This window comes from Burkholderia sp. HI2714 (assembly GCF_002223085.1).
In the GTDB taxonomy this organism is placed as follows: Bacteria; Pseudomonadota; Gammaproteobacteria; order Burkholderiales; family Burkholderiaceae; genus Burkholderia; species Burkholderia lata_D.
In genome coordinates this window covers 145,568-165,613 of the sequence record NZ_NKFM01000011.1, presented here as the reverse complement: position 1 = coordinate 165,613, position 20,046 = coordinate 145,568, and the positions used below count along the sequence as shown (strand labels likewise).

At 65.9% G+C, this 20,046-nt stretch carries 20 protein-coding genes; 14 read left to right on the top strand and 6 right to left on the bottom strand.

Features of this window, described 5'->3' with window-relative positions:
* Positions 1-552 precede the first annotated feature (552 nt).
* Positions 553-1,329, bottom strand: a complete 777-nt coding sequence (locus CFB82_RS02820) for an enoyl-CoA hydratase (protein ID WP_069247041.1) — start codon at positions 1,327-1,329, stop codon at positions 553-555.
* Positions 1,330-1,458: 129 nt separating this feature from the next.
* Between CFB82_RS02820 and paaN the strand changes: the two genes are divergently transcribed.
* The 5 genes from paaN (at position 1,459) to paaK (ending at position 7,082) form a co-directional block, all read left to right on the top strand.
* Positions 1,459-3,165, top strand: a complete 1,707-nt coding sequence (paaN, locus tag CFB82_RS02815) for a phenylacetic acid degradation protein PaaN (RefSeq protein ID WP_089483375.1) — start codon at positions 1,459-1,461, stop codon at positions 3,163-3,165.
* Positions 3,166-3,251: 86 nt separating this feature from the next.
* The gene (gene pcaF, locus CFB82_RS02810; RefSeq protein WP_089483374.1) at positions 3,252-4,454 is read left to right on the top strand and encodes a 3-oxoadipyl-CoA thiolase; all 1,203 of its coding nucleotides are present in this window, start codon (positions 3,252-3,254) and stop codon (positions 4,452-4,454) included.
* A gap of 45 nt (positions 4,455-4,499) precedes the next feature.
* Positions 4,500-5,291 (top strand): 2-(1,2-epoxy-1,2-dihydrophenyl)acetyl-CoA isomerase PaaG, encoded by a 792-nt coding sequence (gene paaG / locus CFB82_RS02805; protein WP_089483373.1) that lies wholly within the window; start codon positions 4,500-4,502, stop codon positions 5,289-5,291.
* A 1-nt stretch (position 5,292) separates the two neighbouring features.
* Complete coding sequence (gene paaI, locus CFB82_RS02800) at positions 5,293-5,745, top strand: hydroxyphenylacetyl-CoA thioesterase PaaI (protein ID WP_089483372.1); 453 nt, start codon at positions 5,293-5,295, stop codon at positions 5,743-5,745.
* 38 nt (positions 5,746-5,783) lie between these two features.
* A complete protein-coding gene (gene paaK, locus CFB82_RS02795; RefSeq protein ID WP_069247036.1) occupies positions 5,784-7,082 on the top strand; it encodes a phenylacetate--CoA ligase PaaK in 1,299 nt (432 codons plus the stop codon).
* 247 nt (positions 7,083-7,329) lie between these two features.
* Here paaK and mltA read toward each other — a convergent pair whose 3' ends face one another.
* Positions 7,330-8,454, bottom strand: coding sequence for a murein transglycosylase A (gene mltA / locus CFB82_RS02790; protein ID WP_256990274.1), 1,125 nt, complete (start codon positions 8,452-8,454; stop codon positions 7,330-7,332).
* A gap of 28 nt (positions 8,455-8,482) precedes the next feature.
* Between mltA and CFB82_RS43875 the strand changes: the two genes are divergently transcribed.
* Complete coding sequence (locus tag CFB82_RS43875; RefSeq protein ID WP_256940834.1) at positions 8,483-8,614, top strand: hypothetical protein; 132 nt, start codon at positions 8,483-8,485, stop codon at positions 8,612-8,614.
* A 22-nt stretch (positions 8,615-8,636) separates the two neighbouring features.
* Here CFB82_RS43875 and apaG read toward each other — a convergent pair whose 3' ends face one another.
* Complete coding sequence (gene apaG / locus CFB82_RS02785; protein WP_011350820.1) at positions 8,637-9,011, bottom strand: Co2+/Mg2+ efflux protein ApaG; 375 nt, start codon at positions 9,009-9,011, stop codon at positions 8,637-8,639.
* 178 nt (positions 9,012-9,189) lie between these two features.
* On the opposite strand from apaG, the gene rpe reads away from it, so the two are divergent.
* From rpe to CFB82_RS02745, 8 genes are all read left to right on the top strand, one after another.
* Positions 9,190-9,876: a ribulose-phosphate 3-epimerase gene (gene rpe, locus CFB82_RS02780; RefSeq protein ID WP_011883156.1), complete on the top strand. Its 687-nt coding sequence runs from the start codon at positions 9,190-9,192 to the stop codon at positions 9,874-9,876.
* Positions 9,877-9,880: 4 nt separating this feature from the next.
* Positions 9,881-10,645 carry a phosphoglycolate phosphatase gene (locus tag CFB82_RS02775; RefSeq protein ID WP_089483371.1) on the top strand — a complete coding sequence of 255 codons (765 nt, stop codon included), beginning with the start codon at positions 9,881-9,883 and terminating at the stop codon, positions 10,643-10,645.
* 357 nt (positions 10,646-11,002) lie between these two features.
* On the top strand, positions 11,003-12,496 hold the full coding sequence (gene trpE, locus CFB82_RS02770; protein ID WP_039362349.1) for an anthranilate synthase component I: 1,494 nt from the start codon (positions 11,003-11,005) through the stop codon (positions 12,494-12,496).
* Positions 12,497-12,509: 13 nt separating this feature from the next.
* The gene (locus tag CFB82_RS02765; protein WP_089483370.1) at positions 12,510-13,100 is read left to right on the top strand and encodes an aminodeoxychorismate/anthranilate synthase component II; all 591 of its coding nucleotides are present in this window, start codon (positions 12,510-12,512) and stop codon (positions 13,098-13,100) included.
* Between the two features lie 13 nt (positions 13,101-13,113).
* Positions 13,114-14,145, top strand: coding sequence for an anthranilate phosphoribosyltransferase (gene trpD / locus CFB82_RS02760; RefSeq protein WP_089483369.1), 1,032 nt, complete (start codon positions 13,114-13,116; stop codon positions 14,143-14,145).
* A gap of 29 nt (positions 14,146-14,174) precedes the next feature.
* On the top strand, positions 14,175-14,960 hold the full coding sequence (gene trpC, locus CFB82_RS02755) for an indole-3-glycerol phosphate synthase TrpC (protein WP_089483368.1): 786 nt from the start codon (positions 14,175-14,177) through the stop codon (positions 14,958-14,960).
* Positions 14,960-15,586 (top strand): CYTH domain-containing protein, encoded by a 627-nt coding sequence (locus tag CFB82_RS02750; RefSeq protein ID WP_089483367.1) that lies wholly within the window; start codon positions 14,960-14,962, stop codon positions 15,584-15,586. The genes trpC and CFB82_RS02750 overlap by 1 nt, the downstream gene beginning before the upstream one ends.
* Positions 15,587-15,599: 13 nt before the next feature.
* Positions 15,600-16,505, top strand: a complete 906-nt coding sequence (locus tag CFB82_RS02745) for a uracil-DNA glycosylase (RefSeq protein WP_089483366.1) — start codon at positions 15,600-15,602, stop codon at positions 16,503-16,505.
* A gap of 98 nt (positions 16,506-16,603) precedes the next feature.
* On the opposite strand, the gene CFB82_RS02740 is transcribed toward CFB82_RS02745, so the two are convergent.
* From CFB82_RS02740 to CFB82_RS02730, 3 genes are all read right to left on the bottom strand, one after another.
* Positions 16,604-17,200, bottom strand: a complete 597-nt coding sequence (locus tag CFB82_RS02740; protein ID WP_039362334.1) for an FMN-dependent NADH-azoreductase — start codon at positions 17,198-17,200, stop codon at positions 16,604-16,606.
* 147 nt (positions 17,201-17,347) lie between these two features.
* On the bottom strand, positions 17,348-19,147 hold the full coding sequence (locus CFB82_RS02735; RefSeq protein ID WP_089483365.1) for a M61 family metallopeptidase: 1,800 nt from the start codon (positions 19,145-19,147) through the stop codon (positions 17,348-17,350).
* Between the two features lie 102 nt (positions 19,148-19,249).
* Positions 19,250-19,978 (bottom strand): DsbC family protein, encoded by a 729-nt coding sequence (locus CFB82_RS02730; RefSeq protein ID WP_039362328.1) that lies wholly within the window; start codon positions 19,976-19,978, stop codon positions 19,250-19,252.
* Between the last annotated feature and the right edge of the window lie 68 nt (positions 19,979-20,046).

Genomic DNA, 20,046 nt, shown 5'->3' with positions numbered 1-20,046 from the left:
TTTTCGGTTCAGTTAAGAACCGGTCGCTCACTCAAAGCTGACAGGAATATGAATCACTTCATAAACCTGACTTACTTTAGTGTGAGACTCTTGATACTTTCGCTATCTGATCCGAGGATCAGCTCGCTTTCATCAAGCGCCCACACTTATCGGCTGTTAATTTTTAAAGAGCACTCTGCGAGGAACTTCGCGTTTCTCAGCAGCGCTGCGTTTTCAGCAGCAGAGAAGCGAGATTATGAACCGTGTTTCGCAGATCGTCAACAACTTTTTAAACTACATCGTTGCGACTGCGGGGCTCAACTTCCAGGCCAGCTGCGCGCTTCAGACTGCTGCGCACCGCCAACCCTGCTTCCCTCTCCCGCGCCGCGTTTCCGTTAGCGCGAAAGAGGCGTGATTCTAAGCACCCGCCCCCATCTACGCAAGCCCTTTGTGAAAATATTTTGAAAAAGCCCCCGTGCGCTGACGCGCACGGGGGCTCGGGCTCGACCGGATGGGCAATCACGCCAACAGCCGATACCGACCAGTCGCTGCCCACCTACCCGGGCAGCCCAATCAGCGGTGCTTGAATACCGGCTTCCGTTTTTCGACGAATGCCGCCATCCCCTCCTTCTGGTCTTCGGTCGCGAACAGCGAATGGAATAGCCGACGCTCGAAGTGGACGCCTTCGGCCAGCGTCGTCTCGTACGCGCGGTTCACCGATTCCTTGACCATCATGACCGCCGGCAGCGAAAACTCGGCGATCGTCGCCGCGGCGGCAAGCGCCTCGTCGAGCAGCGTGTCGGCCGGTAGCACACGCGACACGAGCCCCGCGCGCTCCGCTTCGGCAGCATCCATGAAGCGAGCCGTCAGGCACATATCCATCGCCTTCGCTTTCGACACCGCGCGCGGCAAGCGCTGCGTGCCGCCCGCACCCGGCATGACGCCCAGCTTGATTTCCGGCTGGCCGAACTTGGCTGTGTCAGCCGCGAAGATGATGTCGCACATCATGGCCAGCTCGCAGCCACCGCCCAACGCAAAGCCCGAAACCGCGGCAATGATCGGCTTGCGGATCTCGCGGACCGTCTCCCAGTTGCGCGTGATGTAGTCGCCCCGATAGACATCCATATAGGAGTAGGTCGCCATCATGCCGATGTCCGCGCCGGCCGCGAATGCCTTCTCGCTCCCGGTCACGACGATCGCACCAATGCCATCGTCCGCATCGAACGCTTTCAGCGCGGCGCCCAGTTCATCCATCAGCGCATCGTTCAGCGCATTCAGCGCCTTCGGACGGTTCAGCGTAACCAGCCCGACACGCCCCCGGGTCTCCACCAGGATGTTCTCGTAAGCCATCTATTTCTCCTCGATCAATGAAATGAGAAACGCCTCGCACATGCGAATAGTTTGATGCTACCATTCTCCGACCAACCGGTCGGTTAATTAATCGATCCAACCCCTCTCAACGTCCATCAGGCTGCCGCCATGACCCATGCACTGTTCACGAAGCACGAAGACACGCTGAAACACGCACTCGCCGCCATCGAGAGCCGCGGGTACTGGAGCCCGTTCGCCGAAATGCCGAGCCCCAAAGTGTACGGGGAAAGCGCGAACGCAGATGGCGAAGCCACATTCAAGTCGCACCTCGACAAGACGTTCGCGCTCGACCAGCCGGCGTCCGGAGAAACGGTCGGCGCAGAGCGGTCGCCGTACGGTATTGCACTGGGCATCCGCTATCCGAAGTCGACGCCCGACGAACTGATCGCTGCCGCTGCCGCAGCACAACGCTCGTGGCGCGAAGCCGGCCCGAGCGCCTGGATCGGCGTCAGCCTCGAAATCCTCGCGCGCCTGAATCGCGCTAGCTTCGAAATCGCCTACAGCGTGATGCACACCACGGGGCAGGCGTTCATGATGGCGTTCCAGGCCGGCGGCCCGCACGCCCAAGATCGTGCGCTCGAGGCAGTCGCCTATGCATGGGACGAACTGCGCCGCATCCCGGCCGACGCGCACTGGGAAAAGCCGCAAGGCAAGAACCCGCCGCTCGCGATGCACAAGCGCTACACGATCGTCCCGCGCGGCACCGGGCTCGTGCTCGGCTGCTGCACCTTCCCGACCTGGAACGGCTATCCCGGCCTGTTCGCCGATCTCGCAACCGGCAACACCGTGATCGTCAAGCCGCATCCGGGCGCGATCCTGCCGCTCGCCATCACCGTCCGGATCGCTCGCGACGTGCTGCGCGAAGCCGGTTTCGATCCGAACGTCGTCACGCTCCTCGCGACCGAACCCAACGACGGCGCACTCGTCCAGGATCTCGCGCTGCGCCCCGAGATCAAGCTGATCGACTTCACCGGCAGCACGCAAAACGGCACGTGGCTCGAACGCCATGCCCACCAGGCACAGGTCTATACAGAGAAGGCTGGCGTCAACCAGATCGTGATCGACTCGACCGACGACCTGAAGGCCACCGCCAAGAACATCGCGTTTTCGCTGGCGCTGTACTCCGGCCAGATGTGCACGGCACCGCAGAACATCTATGTGCCGCGCGACGGCATCCGGACGGCGGACGGCCATGCGAGCTTCGACGAGGTCGCACAGGCCATCGCCATTGCCGTGCAAAAACTCACCGGCGACCCGGCACGCTCGGTCGAACTGATCGGCGCAATCCAGAACGACGGCGTGACCGCACGCATCGACGATGCCCGCCAGCTCGGCCGCGTGCTCGCCGACAGCCTGACCCTCCAGCACCCTGCGTTCCCTGATGCCCGAGTGCGCACGCCGCTCGTGCTGCAACTCGACGTGGCTGATCGCGAGAAATTCACGCAGGAATGGTTCGGCCCGATCTCGTTCGTGATCGCGACCGACTCGACCGCGCAGTCGCTCGACCTCGCCGGGGAAATCGCGGCGGAACATGGCGCGCTGACCCTCTCCGTCTACAGCACCGACGACGCGATCGTCGACGCCGCCCACGATGCGGCGGTGCGCGGTGGCGTCGCGCTGTCGATCAACCTGACGGGCGGTGTGTTCGTGAACCAGTCGGCAGCGTTCTCGGATTTCCACGGCACGGGCGCGAATCCGGCAGCCAACGCGGCGTTGGCCGACGCGGCGTTCGTCGCCAACCGGTTCCGCGTGGTGCAAAGCCGTGTCCATGTTGCGCCGAAAGCAGCACCCATGGAAGCCGGCCAACCGGCATAACCCGAATGGCCGACGTGCAAACGCCGCCACGTTCTCTACCATGACGAATCCGCCACCCGGCGGGTTCGTTGCTCATCGATACGCCCATGACAGACGCCTATATCTGCGACGCGATTCGCACCCCCATCGGCCGCTACGGCGGCGCCCTGAAAGATGTCCGTGCCGACGACCTCGGTGCGGTGCCGCTCAAGGCGCTCGTCGAGCGCAACCGTGACGTCGACTGGACGGCGATCGACGACGTGATCTACGGCTGCGCGAACCAGGCCGGCGAGGACAACCGCAACGTCGCGCGCATGTCGGCGCTGCTCGCCGGCCTGCCGACCGACGTGCCCGGCACGACGCTGAACCGGCTGTGCGGCTCCGGGATGGACGCGGTCGGCACAGCCGCGCGCGCGATCAAGGCGGGCGAGGCGCGCCTGATGATCGCAGGCGGCGTCGAGAGCATGACGCGTGCGCCGTTCGTGATGGGCAAGGCCACGAGCGCGTTCGCACGCCAGGCCGACATTTTCGACACGACGATCGGCTGGCGCTTCATCAATCCGCTGATGAAACAGCTGTATGGCGTCGATTCGATGCCCGAGACGGCCGAAAACGTCGCGGTCGACTACAACATCAGCCGCGCCGACCAGGATCTGTTCGCGCTGCGCAGCCAGCAAAAAGCCGCGCGGGCGCAGCAGGACGGTACGCTCGCCGACGAAATCGTTGCTGTCACGATTCCGCAGAAGAAAGGCGATCCGGTGGTGGTCTCGCGCGACGAGCATCCGCGCGAGACATCGCTCGAAGCGCTCGCGAAGCTGAAGGGCGTCGTGCGCCCGGACGACTCGGTGACGGCCGGCAACGCATCAGGCGTCAACGACGGTGCGTGCGCGCTACTGCTCGCCAATGCGCAGGCAGCCGACCAGTACGGCCTGCGCCGCCGCGCACGCGTCATCGGCATGGCGACAGCCGGCGTCGCGCCGCGCGTGATGGGCATCGGACCCGCGCCGGCCACGCAAAAATTGCTGGGCCAGCTCGGCATGACCATCGACCAGTTCGACGTAATCGAGCTGAACGAGGCGTTCGCGTCCCAAGGTCTCGCGGTGCTGCGCATGCTCGGCGTCGCCGACGACGATCCACGCGTGAACCCGAACGGCGGTGCGATCGCACTGGGACATCCGCTCGGCGCATCGGGCGCCCGGCTCGTGACCACGGCGCTCCACCAACTCGAGCGTACGGGCGGCCGCTTCGCGCTCTGTACGATGTGCATCGGCGTCGGCCAGGGCATCGCACTCGCGATCGAACGCGTGTAACCGACGCACCGCGCGCCTATAACGAAGTCATGAAGGAGACACTGCATGTCCTATCAGGCGATTCAGTTGGAAATCGATCAGGCCTCGAACGTAGCCACGATTACCCTCAACCGCCCCGACAAGCTGAACAGCTTTACGCGGGCGATGCATCGCGAGCTGCAGTCGGCACTCGATGATGTCGAGGCGGCCGGCGCGCGCGCGCTGATCCTGACAGGTGCGGGGCGCGGCTTCTGCGCGGGCCAGGACCTGGCCGATCTCGACTTCACGCCGGGCGCGTCCACCGATCTCGGCGCGCTGATCGACGAGCACTTCAATCCACTGATCCGCCGCCTGCAGCGCCTGCCGATTCCGGTGATCGCCGCCGTCAACGGCACGGCGGCCGGCGCCGGCGCGAATCTCGCGCTCGCCTGCGATCTCGTATTCGCCGCCCGTTCGAGCAGTTTCATCCAGGCCTTCGTCAAGATCGGTCTCGTACCCGATTCGGGTGGTACGTGGTTCCTGCCGCAACGCGTCGGCATGGCACGCGCGCTGGGGCTCGCGCTGACCGGCGACAAGCTCGGGGCCGAACAGGCCGAGCAATGGGGCTTGATCTGGCGCGCCGTCGACGACGACACGCTCGCTGCATCAGCCCGCCAGCTTGCCACCCAGCTCGCACAGCAGCCGACGCTCGCGATCGCATCGATCAAGCAGTCGATGCGTGCCAGCGTCACGAACACGCTCGACCAGCAACTCGACATGGAACGCGACCTGCAGCGCACGCTCGGCCAGTCGCACGACTACGCAGAAGGCGTGAAGGCATTCATCGAGAAGCGCGCGCCGCGCTTCGAGGGGCGTTGACATGACAAACGCCACTGCCACGCTCGACCCCGATGCACTCGCCCGCGCCACCGCGCGAGCCATGTACGACGCCGACGCATGCAGCCGCGCGTTCGGGATGGAAATCACCGAAGTCCGCGCCGGCTACGCGCGCCTGCAGATGCGCGTGCGGCCCGAATTCCTGAACGGGCATCAAACCTGCCATGGCGGAATCATCTTCACGCTGGCCGATTCGACGTTCGCGTTCGCGTGCAACTCGTACAACGTGAATACCGTCGCGGCCGGCTGCTCGATCGAATTCCTGCGCCCTGTGCACGGCGATGACGTACTGACGGCCGAGGCGATCGAGCAGGCGCGCGCCGGCCGCCAAGGCATCTACGACATCCGCGTCACGAACCAGACCGGCGAAACCGTCGCGATGTTTCGCGGCAAATCCGCGCAGATCAAAGGCACGGTCATCCCGGAAGACCGCTGACGTCGACGGCTCGCACATAACAAACACTGGAGACATGCATGACTACCCCGCTACCGCTCGAGCCGATCGAGACCGCCTCACGCGACGAGCTGACCGCGCTGCAGCTCGAGCGCCTCAAGTGGTCGCTCCGGCATGCGTATGACCACTCCCCCGTCTATCGTCGCAAGTTCGACGACGCGGGTGTCCATCCGGACGACCTGAAGACGCTCGCCGACCTGTCGCGCTTCCCGTTCACGACGAAGAGCGACCTGCGCGACAGTTACCCGTTCGGGATGTTCGCGGTGCCGCAGGACCAGATCTCGCGCATTCATGCTTCGTCGGGCACGACCGGCAAGCCGACGGTCGTCGGCTATACGGCCGGTGACATCGACACATGGGCGAATCTCGTCGCGCGCTCGATCCGCGCCGCCGGTGCGCGCCGCGGCGACAAGGTGCACGTCAGCTATGGCTACGGCCTGTTCACGGGCGGGCTCGGCGCGCACTACGGCGCCGAACGCGCGGGGCTGACCGTGATTCCGTTCGGTGGCGGCCAGACCGAGAAGCAGGTGCAGCTGATCCAGGATTTCCGGCCCGACATCATCATGGTGACGCCGAGCTACATGCTGTCGATCGCCGACGAAATCGAGCGGCAGGGTCTCGATCCCGTGCAGAGTTCGCTGCGCATCGGCATCTTCGGCGCGGAACCCTGGACCAACGACATGCGCGTCGCCATCGAGCAGCGGATGGGCATCGATGCGGTCGACATTTATGGGCTGTCCGAAGTAATGGGCCCCGGCGTCGCGTCCGAATGCGTCGAGACCAAGGACGGTCCGACCATCTGGGAAGACCACTTCTATCCGGAAATCATCGATCCCGAAACCGGCGAAGTGCTTCCGGACGGCGAACTCGGCGAGCTCGTGTTCACGTCGCTGACGAAGGAGGCGCTGCCGATCGTCCGCTACCGGACCCGCGACCTCACGCGGCTGTTGCCCGGTACTGCCCGAACGATGCGCCGGATGGAGAAGATCACCGGGCGCTCGGACGACATGATGATCGTGCGCGGCGTCAACGTGTTCCCGACGCAAATCGAGGAGCAGTTGCTCAAGCAGCGCGCGCTCGCCCCGCACTATCAGATCGTGCTGACGAAGGAAGGCCCGCTCGACGTGATGACGCTCAATGTCGAACCTTGCCCCGAGACCGCACCCGATACGGCGGCGATCCACGCGGCAAAACAGGCGCTCGCCTACGACATCAAGTCGCTGATCGGCGTGACGGCCGTGATCAACGTGCTGCCCGTGAACGGGATCGAGCGGTCGGTCGGCAAAGCGCGACGCGTCGTCGACAAGCGCAAGGGCTGACGAAAATCGCTGCGCGTCAATTACGCGCGGCGAATCCGTGGCTGCAAATGAAACAGCCCGATCCGCCAACGCCGATCGGGCTGTTTCATGTCGGGACGCCTTTAGGCACCCGCCGACGCGACAAGCGCATCACGAAAGCTGACGCCGCACGTGCGCCCTCACGATCAGAGCGACGTGCCCCACGCACATCGCCGCTTCCACGAATGCCGCAGCCCCGAGAAACCCCGAGCACCCGCACCGCGTCACATCACGAATTCGGGAACAGCAGCCACATCCGGCCGACCTGCTTCATCCGCCCGGCCTGATCGCCTGCGTCGTCGCCGAGCCCCCAGAAATAGTCGGCCCGCACGCCCCCCTTGATCGCTGAGCCCGTATCCTGCGCGAACACGAGCCGGTTCATCGGCGTATTCGTCAGCGGGCGCGTGGTCTGCAGGAACACCGGCGTGCCGAGCGGGATCGACGATGGATCGACGGCGATCGAGCGCTCCGGCGTCAGCGGTACGCCCAGTGCACCGATCGGGCCATCCGCGCCGCCGTGCGGTGCATCTTCCTTGGTCGGCATGTCGCGGAAGAACACGAACCGCGGGTTCGTGTCGAGCAACGCGTCGACGCGGGTCGGGTTCGCCTTCGCCCACGCCTTGATGCCCTGCATCGTCGCCTGGGCGGGCGTCAGCTCGCCACGATCGAGCAGCCATTTGCCGATCGAGCGGTACGGCTGGTTGTTGGTGCCGCCGAAGCCGACCCGCATCACCGAACCGTCGTCGAGCAGCACGCGCCCCGAGCCCTGCACCTGCAGGAAGAACGCTTCGATCGGGTCGTCGACCCATACGAGTTCGTTGCCGTTCAGGATGCCGGCGCGTTCGAGCTGCGCGCGTGGCGGCAGCGCGGCGCCCGCGCGATAACCGGCCGGCCAGCGGTAGAGCGCGTACTGATACGGACCGCGACGCACGCGCGAACCGTGCAGCAGCGGCTCGTAATAGCCGGTCACGAGCCCGTCGAGCGTACCGTCGGTGTTCGCAAGCTGGAACGGCGTGAAATACGTTTCGAAGAACGTGCGTGCACTGCTGACGTCAAGCTCGTCGAGCCGGTCGGCGGCCGCGCAGGCGCGTGCCCAGGCCGGCTGGCGCGCGAGCCGCACGCAGTTCTGCCGCAGCGCGGCGGTTGCGCCGAGCAGCGAATCGTCCTGCCAGCCCGGCACCTGTTGCCACGCGACCGGCGTGAGCCGCTTCGCGGCGACCTGACCCGGCACGATCGCCGCGCCGGTCGGCGGCTTCAGCGACGACGTGCGCGTCGGCGCGCCACCGCACGCTGCAAGGAGCGCCGCTGCCGCAGCAGCCGCAACCCACCCGGCCACCCGGGGCCCAAACCACATACAATGTCCGTTCTTGATGGAAACCGCCATGTCAGATTTTCTCGACCAATATCCGATGCTCATCTTCGCGCTCGAAGCCTTCGTAGCGCTCGCCCTGCTGATCTTCATCGTCGTGTGGACGTCGTCGGGCAGAAAAAAGCACACCCGCAAGCCGCGCTAACACTCTGACGCGCTCCGCACGCTCAATGCAGCGTGCGCGGCATGTGCAGAGCGAACTCGTCGACCGGCGCCTCGAAACGCTCGCCGTCCTCCGCCACGCAGAAGTACGCGCCACGCATCGTGCCGACCGGCGTCGCGATCACGGCCCAGCTCGTGTACTCGAAGTGCTCGCCCGGCTGCAGCAGCGGCTGGTGCCCGACGACGCCAAGCCCCTTCACTTCCTGCACGTGGTTCTCGCTGTCCGTGATGATCCAGTGACGCGCGATCAGTTGCGCCGCGACCTGTCCCGTATTGCGGATCGTCAGCGTGTACGCGAATGCGTATTGACGGCGATCGGGGTCGGATTGTTCCGGCAAGTAGCTGGTTTTCACCGAAACGGTGAACTGATACTGACTCATGGTGTTTCCGCTGGAAAATGACTGCCCGTGCCGGCATGGGCAACGGGGCCGCGGGCGCGCCGCATTGGTTCGGCATTCTATGCGCAATCCGGCCTCGGCCGCACGACCTGCCGCCGCGCACCGGGTCGCCGGACGGTAGAATGGCGGTTTTGCGCCGCAACGTCCCCGCTCCCCTGCCATGACCCAATTCCGCATCGCTCCCAGCATCCTGTCGGCCGATTTCGCACGGCTCGGCGAAGAAGTCCGCAACGTGGTCGCCGCCGGCGCCGACTGGATCCACTTCGACGTGATGGACAACCATTACGTGCCGAACCTGACCATCGGCCCGCTCGTGTGCGAAGCGATCCGCCCGCACGTCCAGGTGCCGATCGACGTGCACCTGATGGTACGCCCGGTCGACCGGATCGTGCCCGATTTTGCGAAGGCCGGTGCAAACCTGATCAGCTTCCACCCGGAAGGATCCGATCACATCGACCGCACGCTGTCGCTGATCCGCGACCACGGCTGCAAGGCCGGCCTCGTGTTCAACCCGGCCACGCCGCTGAACTACCTCGACCACGTGATGGATCGCCTCGATTTCGTGCTGCTGATGTCGGTCAACCCGGGCTTCGGCGGCCAGTCGTTCATTCCGGAAACGCTGAACAAGCTGCGCGAAGCACGCGCACGCATCGACGCGTACACCGAGCGCACCGGCCGCGAGATCCTGCTCGAGGTCGACGGCGGCGTGAAGACCGACAACATCGCGGAAATCGCGGCGGCCGGCGCCGACACCTTCGTCGCGGGTTCGGCGATCTTCGGCAAGCCCGACTACCGCAAGGTGATCGACGAGATGCGTGCCGCGCTCGCTACCGTCGAGCGGAGCTGACGCCGTGGCCGACTCGTCGCTCGCCGGCCACGCGCCGGCCGGGGCCGCACCGGAAGCCGCCCCGATCCGCTTCGCCACGCCGCGCATCGACGCAGCGCTGATCGATCTCGACGGCACCATGGTCGATACGGCCGACGATTTCACGGCCGGCCTGAACGGGATGCTCGCGCAGCTCGGCGCGCCGGCCACGTCGCGCGACGAGGTGATCGGCTACGTCGGCAAGGGCTCCGAACACCTGATCCAGAGCGTGCTGAAGCCGCGCTTCGCGGCCGACGAGGCGCACGCCCGCTTCGACGACGCGCTGGCGATCTACCAGACCGAGTACGCGAAGATCAACGGCCGCCACACGCGCCTCTACCCGGACGTGGCCGCCGGTCTCGACGCGCTGCGCGCAGCCGGCATCCGGCTCGCGTGCGTGACGAACAAGCCGCATCGCTTCGCGGTCGAGCTGCTCGAGCAGTACGGGCTGGCCGATTGCTTCGGCATCGTGCTCGGCGGCGACAGCGTCGCGCGCAAGAAGCCGGATCCGCTGCCGATGCTGACGGCCTGCAACGCGCTCGGCGTCGCACCGGATGCGGCAGTCGCGATCGGCGACTCGGAAAACGATGCGCTGGCAGGCCGCGCGGCCGGGATGGCGACGCTGACGGTGCCGTACGGCTACAACCATGGCAAAGCTATACAAACGATAAATTCGGATGGTATAGTCGATTCGTTGCTGGTCGCAGCTCGCGCGATCTCCGCGCACAACGCCGGCCGGCCAACCCTCTGATTATTTCTTCCATCTGCATGTTTCTGAATAAAAAACGGAGTCTGAGCAGCATCGACCGGGGAGCCTGGCCCTGGCGTCGCTGGTCGCGCTAACCTCTTCGATGAGGTACGCTGAAGCACGTCTTCAGCGCCGTTTTTTATCTCGCTGCGCATCCGCGCGCCGATCGTCGCACCACCTCGAGTTCTACCGCGTCCGAACGCTTGCGTTCAGGTGCGGCCGCAGGCTCGCGACGTTCACGCCCGGAGTGCCGGCCGGCAACAGGCACTTCTCGATCGACCGCCCTTTCGCCGACGGCAACCCGCGCAGCGTCAAGTGATCCCTGGCGCACGCGCCGCTCGTCCCGAACAGGACCGGAACATGACCGAACTCGAATTTCAATCGCTCGCGAACGAAGGCTACAACCGCATCCCGCTGATCGCGGAAGCCCTCGCCGATCTCGAAACGCCGCTGTCCCTCTACCTGAAGCTGGCCCAGCCCGAACGCTCGGGCGCCAACTCGTTCCTGCTCGAATCGGTGGTCGGCGGCGAACGCTTCGGCCGCTATTCGTTCATCGGCCTGCCCGCCCGTACGCTCGTGCGGACCCGCAACGGCGTGTCGGAAGTCGTGCGCGACGGCCAGGTCGTCGAGACGCACGACGGCGACCCGTTCCAGTTCATCGAATCGTTCCAGGCGCGCTTCAAGGTGGCGCAGCGCCCGGGCCTGCCGCGCTTCTGCGGCGGTCTCGCCGGCTACTTCGGCTACGACGCGGTGCGCTACATCGAGAAGAAGCTCGCGAACACCGCGCCGCGCGACGATCTCGGCCTGCCCGACATCCAGTTGCTGCTGACCGAGGAAGTCGCGGTCATCGACAACCTCGCCGGCAAGCTGTACCTGATCATCTACGCGGACCCGAGCCAGGCCGAAGCCTATACGAAGGCGAAACAGCGCCTGCGTGAACTGAAGCAGCGCCTGCGCACGACCGTGCAGCCGCCGGTCACGTCGGCGAGCGTGCGCACCGAGACGTTCCGCGAATTCAAGAAGGACGACTATCTGGCCGCCGTGCGCCAGGCGAAGGAATACATCGCGGCCGGCGAGCTGATGCAGATCCAGGTCGGCCAGCGTCTGACGAAACCGTACCGCGACAATCCGCTGTCGCTGTATCGCGCGCTGCGTTCGCTGAACCCGTCGCCGTACATGTACTACTACAACTTCGGCGATTTCCACGTGGTCGGCGCATCGCCGGAAATCCTCGTGCGCCAGGAAAAGCGCGGTGAAGACCAGATCGTCACGATCCGCCCGCTCGCCGGCACGCGCCCGCGCGGGAACACGCCCGAGCGCGACGCGGAACTCGCGACCGAGCTGCTCAACGATCCGAAGGAGATCGCCGAGCACGTGATGCTGATCGACCTCGCGCGCAACGACGTCGGCCGCATCGCGGAAATCGGCTCGGTGCACGTGACCGACCAGATGGTCATCGAGAAATACTCGCACGTGCAGCACATCGTCAGCTCGGTCGAAGGCAAGCTGAAGCCCGGCATGACGAACTACGACGTGCTGCGCGCGACGTTCCCGGCCGGCACGCTGTCCGGCGCGCCGAAGGTCCGCGCGATGGAACTGATCGACGAACTCGAGCCGGTCAAGCGCGGGCTGTACGGCGGCGCCGTCGGCTACCTGTCGTTCTCGGGCGAGATGGATCTCGCGATCGCGATCCGCACGGGCCTGATCCACAACGGCAACCTATACGTGCAAGCGGCGGCCGGCGTCGTCGCGGATTCGGTGCCCGAATCCGAATGGCAAGAGACCGAAAACAAGGCGCGCGCGGTGCTGCGTGCGGCCGAACAGGTCCAGGACGGCCTCGATAGCGACTTCTGACCGGAGACTGACCATGCTGCTCATGATCGACAATTACGACTCGTTTACCTACAACCTGGTCCAGTACTTCGGCGAACTCGGCGAGGACGTGCGCACCTACCGCAACGACGAAATCACGCTCGACGAAATCGCGAGCCTGAATCCCGATGCGATCTGCCTGTCGCCCGGCCCGAGCAACCCGCAGCACGCGGGCATCACGCTCGACGTGCTGAAGGAATTCGCGGGCAGGAAGCCGATCCTCGGCGTCTGCCTCGGCCATCAGGCGATCGGCGAGGCCTTCGGCGGCCGCGTCGTGCGCGCGAAGACCATCATGCACGGCAAGGTGAGCAAGATCGAAACCGACTGCCGCGGCGTATTCGCCGACCTGCCGAAGCACTTCGACGTCACGCGCTATCACTCGCTCGCGATCGAGCGCGAATCGCTGCCCGACTGCCTCGAGGTGTCCGCGTGGACCGACGACGGCGAAATCATGGGCGTGCGCCACAAGACGCTGCCGATCGAAGGCGTGCAGTTCCACCCGGAATCGATCCTGTCCGAGCACGGCCATGCGCTGCTCGAGAATTTCCTGAAGCAGGCACGCGCCACGGCCGCGCAAGCCGCCTGACGGGAGCCTCACGATGACGATTACCCCGCAGGAAGCGCTGCAGCGCACGATCGAACACCGCGAAATCTTCCACGACGAGATGCTGCACCTGATGCGGCTCATCATGCGCGGCGACATGTCGCCCGTGATGGCGGCCGCGATTATCACCGGGCTGCGCGTGAAGAAGGAGACGATCGGCGAGATCGCCGCCGCCGCGACCGTGATGCGCGAATTCGCGAACCACGTCGAGGTGCAGGACAACTCGAACTTCGTCGACATCGTCGGCACCGGCGGCGACGGCTCGCACACGTTCAACATCTCGACCGCGTCGATGTTCGTCACGGCCGCGGCCGGCGCGAAAGTCGCGAAGCACGGCAACCGCGGCGTATCGAGCAAGTCCGGCAGCGCCGACGTGCTCGAGGCGCTCGGCGTGAACATCGACCTGCAGTCCGACCAGGTCGCCGCGTCGATCGCCGAAACGGGCATGGGCTTCATGTTCGCGCCGAACCATCACCCGGCGATGAAGAACATCGCGGCCGTGCGCCGCGAACTCGGCGTGCGCACGATCTTCAACATCCTCGGCCCGCTGACCAATCCGGCCGGCGCGCCGAACCAGCTGATGGGCGTGTTCCACCCCGACCTCGTCGGCATCCAGGTGCGCGTGATGCAGCGCCTGGGCGCGCAGCACGTGCTGGTCGTGTACGGCAAGGACGGGATGGACGAGGTATCGCTCGGCGCGGCAACGCTCGTCGGCGAGCTGCGCGACGGCAAGGTGCACGAATACGAGATCCATCCGGAAGACTTCGGCCTGCAGATGGTGTCGAACCGCACGCTGAAGGTGGAAAATGCCGACGAATCGCGCACGATGCTGCTCGGCGCGCTGGACAACCAGCCGGGCGTCGCACGCGAGATCGTCACGCTGAACGCCGGCACCGCGCTCTATTCGGCGAACGTCGCCGAGTCGATCGCGGACGGCATCCAGCTCGCCCGCGAAGCGATCGCGAGCGGCAAGGCTCGCGCGAAAGTCGACGAACTCGTGCGCTTCACGCAGCAGTTCAAGCGCTGACTCCCCTTACGAATCAAGCAGGAATCCACATGAGCGACATTCTCGACCGAATCATCGCCGTCAAGCGCGAAGAAATCGCGGCGGCCATGCGCAGCGCGCCGCTCGAGGCACTGAAACTGGAAGCGTCGGCGCGCGACCTGCGCGACTTCGTCGGCGCACTGCGCGCGAAGCATGCGGCCGGCCGCGCGGCCGTGATTTCCGAAATCAAGAAGGCCAGCCCGTCGAAGGGCGTGCTGCGCGAGCATTTCGTGCCGCCCGACATCGCGCGTTCGTACGCAGCGCACGGCGCCGCGTGCCTGTCGGTGCTGACCGACGAGCAGTTCTTCCAGGGCAGCGTCCGCTATCTCCAGGAAGCGCGCGCGGCCTGCGAGTTGCCGGTGCTGCGCAAGGACTTCATCGTCGACGCGTACCAGATCATGGAAGCGCGCGCGATGGGCGCCGACGCGATCCTGCTGATCGCCGCCGCGCTCGACACGCCGCTGATGCAGGATCTCGAAGCGTATGCGCACTCGCTCGGTCTCGCAGTGCTGGTCGAAGTACACGACCGCAACGAGATGGAACAGGCGCTGACGCTCAAGACGCCGCTGCTCGGCATCAACAACCGCAACCTGCGCACGTTCGAGACGTCGATCCAGACCACGCTCGACATGCTCGACATGATTCCGGCGGACCGCATCGTCGTGACCGAATCGGGCATCCTGTCGCGCACCGACGTCGACACGATGCGTGCGGCAAACGTGAACACGTTCCTCGTCGGCGAGGCGTTCATGCGCGCCGAGCAGCCGGGCGAGGAACTCGCACGGATGTTCTTCTGATGGCGATCGAAAAGGAAATCAAGCTCGCGCTGCCGGCCGGCCAGGCCGACGCCGCACGACGCTTCTTCGAGACGCTGACCGGCGAACCCGGTCGCGATATCACGCTCGCGAACGTCTATTACGACACGCCCGATCTCGCGCTGGCGCGTTCGAAGAGCGCGGTGCGCGTGCGCCGCACGCCGGACGGCTGGCTGCAGACGTTCAAGACGGTCGGCAGCGCGGAAGGCGGCCTGCATCGCCGCCACGAGTGGGAGCTGCCGGTCGCCGGCGATGCGCTCGAGATCGATGCGCTCGTCGCGGCCTGCGACGTGCCGGAAGCCGCCGCCGCGTTGAATAACGCGGCCGGCACGCTGTCGGCGCTGTTCCGCACGGATTTTTCGCGTACGCTGTGGCGCATCGCAATCGGCGGCGCAACCGTCGAAGCCGCGGTGGACCTCGGCGAGATCGTCGTCCAGGCGGAACACGAAACGCGCCGCGAACCGATCAGCGAAATCGAACTCGAACTGATCGACGGCCCGGAGGCGGCACTTGCAACGCTCGCCGCCGAATTGCAGCAAGCGCTGCCGGGCCTCGTTCCCGAAAACATCAGCAAGGCGCAGCGCGGCTACCGGCTGCGCGCGCAATAAACACGCATCACGCATGGCAACCCGCAAGACTTCCCGCGCGCCGCAACAGGCGTCGCTGTTCGACGATCCCGTGCCGGAAACGGCACCGGCCGTTATTCCGTCCCCGGCGCCCGAAGCGCCCGCGGCCGGACGCAAGCCCGCAAAGAAAGCCGCGGCTCCGGCTGCGGCCCCGGCTGCACCGCAGCCCGTTGCCGCCGACGTTCCGCACCTCGCCGCGCAATTCGACGCGCTGCCGTCCGTCTGGCGCGACGTGCTGAAACCCTTTACCGACAGCGACGCGTACGCGCCGCTGTGCCGCTTCGTCGATGACGAGCGTGCCGCCGGCAAGACGGTCTACCCGACCGACGTATTCCGCGCGCTGCGCCTGACGAGCCCGGACGACGTCAAAGTCGTGATCCTCGGCCAGGATCCGTACCACGGCGACGATCGCGGCACGCCGCAGGCGCACGGGCTCGCGTTCTCGGTGCCACCGGCCGTGCGCACCCCGCCGTCGCTGCGCAACATCTTCAAGGAAATCGCCGCGAACTTCGGCCACGACACGCCGCGCCACGGCTGTCTCGACACCTGGGCGCGCCAGGGCGTGCTGCTGCTCAACACGGTGCTGACGGTCGAGCGCGGGGCCGCCGCGAGCCATGCGAAGCGCGGCTGGGAACAGTGCACGGACACGCTGATCCGCGAACTCGCCGGCCGCCATCAGGGGCTCGTCTTCATGCTGTGGGGCGCCCATGCGCAGGCGAAGCGTGCACTGTTCGACGCCAGCGCGCATCGCGTGCTCGAGGCGCCGCATCCGTCGCCGCTGTCCGCGCACCGCGGCTTCCTCGGCTGCCGCCATTTCGCGCTCGCGAACGACTATCTGGTCGAGGCAGGCCGCGAACCGATCGACTGGCGCCTGCCGGAAGTGGCGGAAACGCTCGCCTGACCGCCGCGCCAGCCGGCATGCAAAAACGCCGCGCCCCTTTCGGGACGCGGCGTTTTTTTATCGGACTATGCAGCGGGCGCGGCGCACCCGCATCGACCTTACGCGGCGGCGATCGCTTCGCGTGCGCCGGCCAGCGCTGCGCTTTGCGCATCCGCGCCGAGGTTCAGGCCTTCCGCGAAGATGAAGTTCACGTCGGTCATGCCGACGAAGCCGAGGAACGTGCGCAGGTACGGCGTCTGGCTGTCGTTCGGCGTACCGGCGTACTTGCCGCCACGGGCCGTCACCACGTGAACCTTCTTGCCCTTGATCAGGCCTTCCGGACCGTTCTCGGTGTAGCGGAACGTGACGCCTGCACGTGCGATCCAGTCGAAGTACGTCTTCAGTTGCGACGAGATGCCGAAGTTGTACATCGGTGCGCCGATCACGATGATGTCGGCGGCTTGCAGTTCGGCGATCAGTGCATCGCTCTTCGCGACGATCGCATTCTGTTCCGCGGTGCGCTTGTCGGCCGGCGTGAAGAACGCGCCGAGCACCGATTCGTCGAGGTGCGGCAGCGCATCGGCCAGCAGGTCGCGAACCACGACATTCGCGCCGGGGTTCGATTGTTGCAGCTTTGCCGTCAGTTCGTTGGCCAACAGCGTGGATTGCGCACCTTGCGAACGCGCGGCGGAATTGATTTGCAGAATGGTCGTCATGTCAGGCTCCAGTAGGGTTGCGCTTGGGTAGCGCGAGTGACGCCATTGTGCGTGGCCGCATGACCGCGAAAAAGCGGGTTCAGGGCGACGGATTGTTGCAGCAGCAGAACAATCGTTGATCGCGCCCCGATACCCGCTTCAGACCGTTCAACCCTTCAGCCAGGCCTCCCGGGCCTTCGAGACCGCAGCCGGCTTCGCGGCCGCCGTCAGCCGGTAGCGCGTGACTTCCGGGCCGTCGAGCTTCAGTTTCGCGGTGCGCAGCTCGTCGCGCCGGAAGGCGTGAACCTCGACCTTGTCACCCGGCCGGTAGCGCGCGAGCAACGCATCGAGGTTGGTGCCCGTGACGCGCAGCCCGTCGACCGCGATCAGCGTGTCGCCGGCCGACAGCCCCGCGCGATGTGCGGCGCCGCCTTCGTAGACGGCCGCGAACGTGCAGTCCGCGCCGCCGCGCAGGCGCGCGCCGATCGTCGGCTTCGCGGTCGCGCCGTTCGCGACATCGGGCGCGAGCGTCACGCCGAACGGTGCGAGCAGTTCGGCGAGCGGCAGGTCGCGCGTGCCGTGCACGGCATCGGCGAACAGGCGGCCGAGCGCGACGCCCGTCGCCTCTTCGATCAGCGCCTCGACTTCGTTCTCCTCGACGCCCGCCTGCTTGCCGCGGTAGAAATCGCGGCCGTAGCGCTGCCACAGCAGGCGCATCACGTCGTCGAGCGATTTCTTGTTGCGCGTCTGCGCGCGGATTGCGAGATCGAAGGCGAGCGCGACGAGCGAGCCCTTCGTGTAGTAGCTGACGATCGCGTTGGTCGCATTCTCGTCCTGGCGGTAGTACTTGATCCACGCATCGAACGAGCTTTCGGCGACGCTCTGCTTCAGGCGCCCCGTGCCGCGCAGCACGCCGCCGACCGTGCGGCCGAGCGCCGCGAAATATTCGTCCTGCGACATCAGGCCGCTGCGCACCAGCATCAGGTCGTCGTAATACGACGTGAAGCCTTCGAACAGCCACAGCAGCGACGTGTAGTTTTCCTTCGACAGGTCGTACGGCACGAACGCCGCGGGCTTGATGCGCTTCACGTTCCACGTATGGAAGTACTCGTGGCTGCAGAGCCCGAGATACGTGCGATAGCCTTCCGTCGTTTCGGGCCGCCCCTTCACCGGCAGGTCGGTGCGGTTGCAGATCAGCGCGGTCGACGCGCGATGCTCGAGGCCGCCGTAACCGTCGCTGACCGCCAGCGTCATGAACACGTAGCGGTCCATCGGCGCTTTCTTCGATTTCGGCTCGAATAGCGCGATCTGCGCTTCGCACACGCGCTTCAGGTCGCTGCGCAGGCGCTCCAGGTCGAGCTGCGTCACGCGCCCCGCGATCACGATGTCGTGCGGCACGCTGTGCGCGTCGAACGTCGCGAGCGCGAATTCGCCGATCGTCACCGGATGGTCGGAGAGCTCGTCGTAGTTCGAAGCGCGGTACGCGCCGAACCCGTAGCGCTTCGTGCCGCGCGCCTCGGGCAACGCGGTGCCGACGCGCCATGCGCGGAACGCCGCGCCGGCCGGCTTCGCGATGTCGACTTCACACGGCGCGTCCTCGTGGCCCGCGACGCTCAGGAACACGGCCGTTGCATTGAAGAAGCCGCCCGATTCGTCGAGATACGCGGAGCGCACCGACAGGTCCCACGCATACACGTCGTAGCGCAGCGTCAGCGTGCCGTTCACGGGTGCGGCCTGCCACGTGTGCTTGTCGGTCTTCGCGATCCGCACCTTGCGGCCCGCGTCGTTGAAGGCGCCGAGCGTCACGATGTTGCGCGCGAACTCGCGCACGAGGTAGCTGCCCGGAATCCACACCGGCAACGAAAAGCGCTGGCCTTCGGGATCGGGATCGGCGACCGTCACCGACACTTCGAACAGGTGCGCGGCAAGATCTTTCGGAACAATCGAATAGCGGATCGGCTGGGTCATCGTGGCAATCGGTCGGTCGAATACGGCGGCGGAAACGAAGAGAGGCGCCGGCAGATGCGGGCGCCCCTCGCTGGCCAGGCCATGCGGCCCGGCGTGTGTCGGTTACTTGCTCGAGGCGAGCGCCTGGTTGAGCTGGTCGGCCGACACGGCGCCCGGCAGGCGGCGGCCGTCCGGCAGGAAAATCGTCGGCGTGCCCGTGACGTTCATCCCGCGGCCGAGCGCGAGGTTCTTGTCGAGCGCGGTCGTATCGCAGGTACCGGCGCCGGACGGCGCGCGGTGGTCGAGCATCCAGCCCTCCCATGTTTTCGCGCGGTCGGTCGCACACCAGATCGCCTTCGACTTCGCGGTCGAATCCGGCGACAGCACCGGGTACAGGAACGTGTAGACGGTCACGTTGTCGACCGACTGCAGCGTCGTCTCGAGCTTCTTGCAATACGGGCAGTTCGGATCGGAGAACACCGCGATCTTGCGGGCGCCGTTGCCCTTGACGACCTTGATCGCATTCGCGAACGGCAGGCTTGCGAAATCGATCTTGTTGATTTCGGACAGGCGCGCGTCGGTCAGGTTCTTGTGCGTCTTGGTGTCGACGAGATCGCCGAGCAGCACGTAGTCGCCTGCCGCATCGCTATAGATGATCTGCGAGCCGAGGTTCACTTCGTAAAGGCCCGCGACCGGCGCTTTCGACACGCTCTTGATCGGCGCGTCGCTGCCGAGGCGGGCCTGCAGCGTCGCTTTCAGCTTGTCGGTGGTCTGGTCGGCCTGCGCGGTGCAGCCAAGCGTCGCCATCGTGACGGCCAGCGCCAGCGACGCGATGCGGATCGTTTTTTTCATTGAAATCTTCCTTCAGCTCAATCGGTGTGCACGGCACAGTGTACGCCGTAACGGAACCGTGTCCGACC

What these genes read in the sequence shown, in the direction of transcription:
- CFB82_RS02820 (WP_069247041.1), bottom strand. Translation starts at nt 1,329, where the DNA reads ATGGCTTACGAGAACATCCTGGTGGAGACCCGGGGGCGTGTCGGGCTG.
- paaN (WP_089483375.1), top strand. Translation starts at nt 1,459, where the DNA reads ATGACCCATGCACTGTTCACGAAGCACGAAGACACGCTGAAACACGCA.
- pcaF (WP_089483374.1), top strand. Translation starts at nt 3,252, where the DNA reads ATGACAGACGCCTATATCTGCGACGCGATTCGCACCCCCATCGGCCGC.
- paaG (WP_089483373.1), top strand. Translation starts at nt 4,500, where the DNA reads ATGTCCTATCAGGCGATTCAGTTGGAAATCGATCAGGCCTCGAACGTA.
- paaI (WP_089483372.1), top strand. Translation starts at nt 5,293, where the DNA reads ATGACAAACGCCACTGCCACGCTCGACCCCGATGCACTCGCCCGCGCC.
- paaK (WP_069247036.1), top strand. Translation starts at nt 5,784, where the DNA reads ATGACTACCCCGCTACCGCTCGAGCCGATCGAGACCGCCTCACGCGAC.
- mltA (WP_256990274.1), bottom strand. Translation starts at nt 8,454, where the DNA reads ATGTGGTTTGGGCCCCGGGTGGCCGGGTGGGTTGCGGCTGCTGCGGCA.
- CFB82_RS43875 (WP_256940834.1), top strand. Translation starts at nt 8,483, where the DNA reads ATGTCAGATTTTCTCGACCAATATCCGATGCTCATCTTCGCGCTCGAA.
- apaG (WP_011350820.1), bottom strand. Translation starts at nt 9,011, where the DNA reads ATGAGTCAGTATCAGTTCACCGTTTCGGTGAAAACCAGCTACTTGCCG.
- rpe (WP_011883156.1), top strand. Translation starts at nt 9,190, where the DNA reads ATGACCCAATTCCGCATCGCTCCCAGCATCCTGTCGGCCGATTTCGCA.
- trpE (WP_039362349.1), top strand. Translation starts at nt 11,003, where the DNA reads ATGACCGAACTCGAATTTCAATCGCTCGCGAACGAAGGCTACAACCGC.
- CFB82_RS02765 (WP_089483370.1), top strand. Translation starts at nt 12,510, where the DNA reads ATGCTGCTCATGATCGACAATTACGACTCGTTTACCTACAACCTGGTC.
- trpD (WP_089483369.1), top strand. Translation starts at nt 13,114, where the DNA reads ATGACGATTACCCCGCAGGAAGCGCTGCAGCGCACGATCGAACACCGC.
- trpC (WP_089483368.1), top strand. Translation starts at nt 14,175, where the DNA reads ATGAGCGACATTCTCGACCGAATCATCGCCGTCAAGCGCGAAGAAATC.
- CFB82_RS02750 (WP_089483367.1), top strand. Translation starts at nt 14,960, where the DNA reads ATGGCGATCGAAAAGGAAATCAAGCTCGCGCTGCCGGCCGGCCAGGCC.
- CFB82_RS02745 (WP_089483366.1), top strand. Translation starts at nt 15,600, where the DNA reads ATGGCAACCCGCAAGACTTCCCGCGCGCCGCAACAGGCGTCGCTGTTC.
- CFB82_RS02740 (WP_039362334.1), bottom strand. Translation starts at nt 17,200, where the DNA reads ATGACGACCATTCTGCAAATCAATTCCGCCGCGCGTTCGCAAGGTGCG.
- CFB82_RS02735 (WP_089483365.1), bottom strand. Translation starts at nt 19,147, where the DNA reads ATGACCCAGCCGATCCGCTATTCGATTGTTCCGAAAGATCTTGCCGCG.
- CFB82_RS02730 (WP_039362328.1), bottom strand. Translation starts at nt 19,978, where the DNA reads ATGAAAAAAACGATCCGCATCGCGTCGCTGGCGCTGGCCGTCACGATG.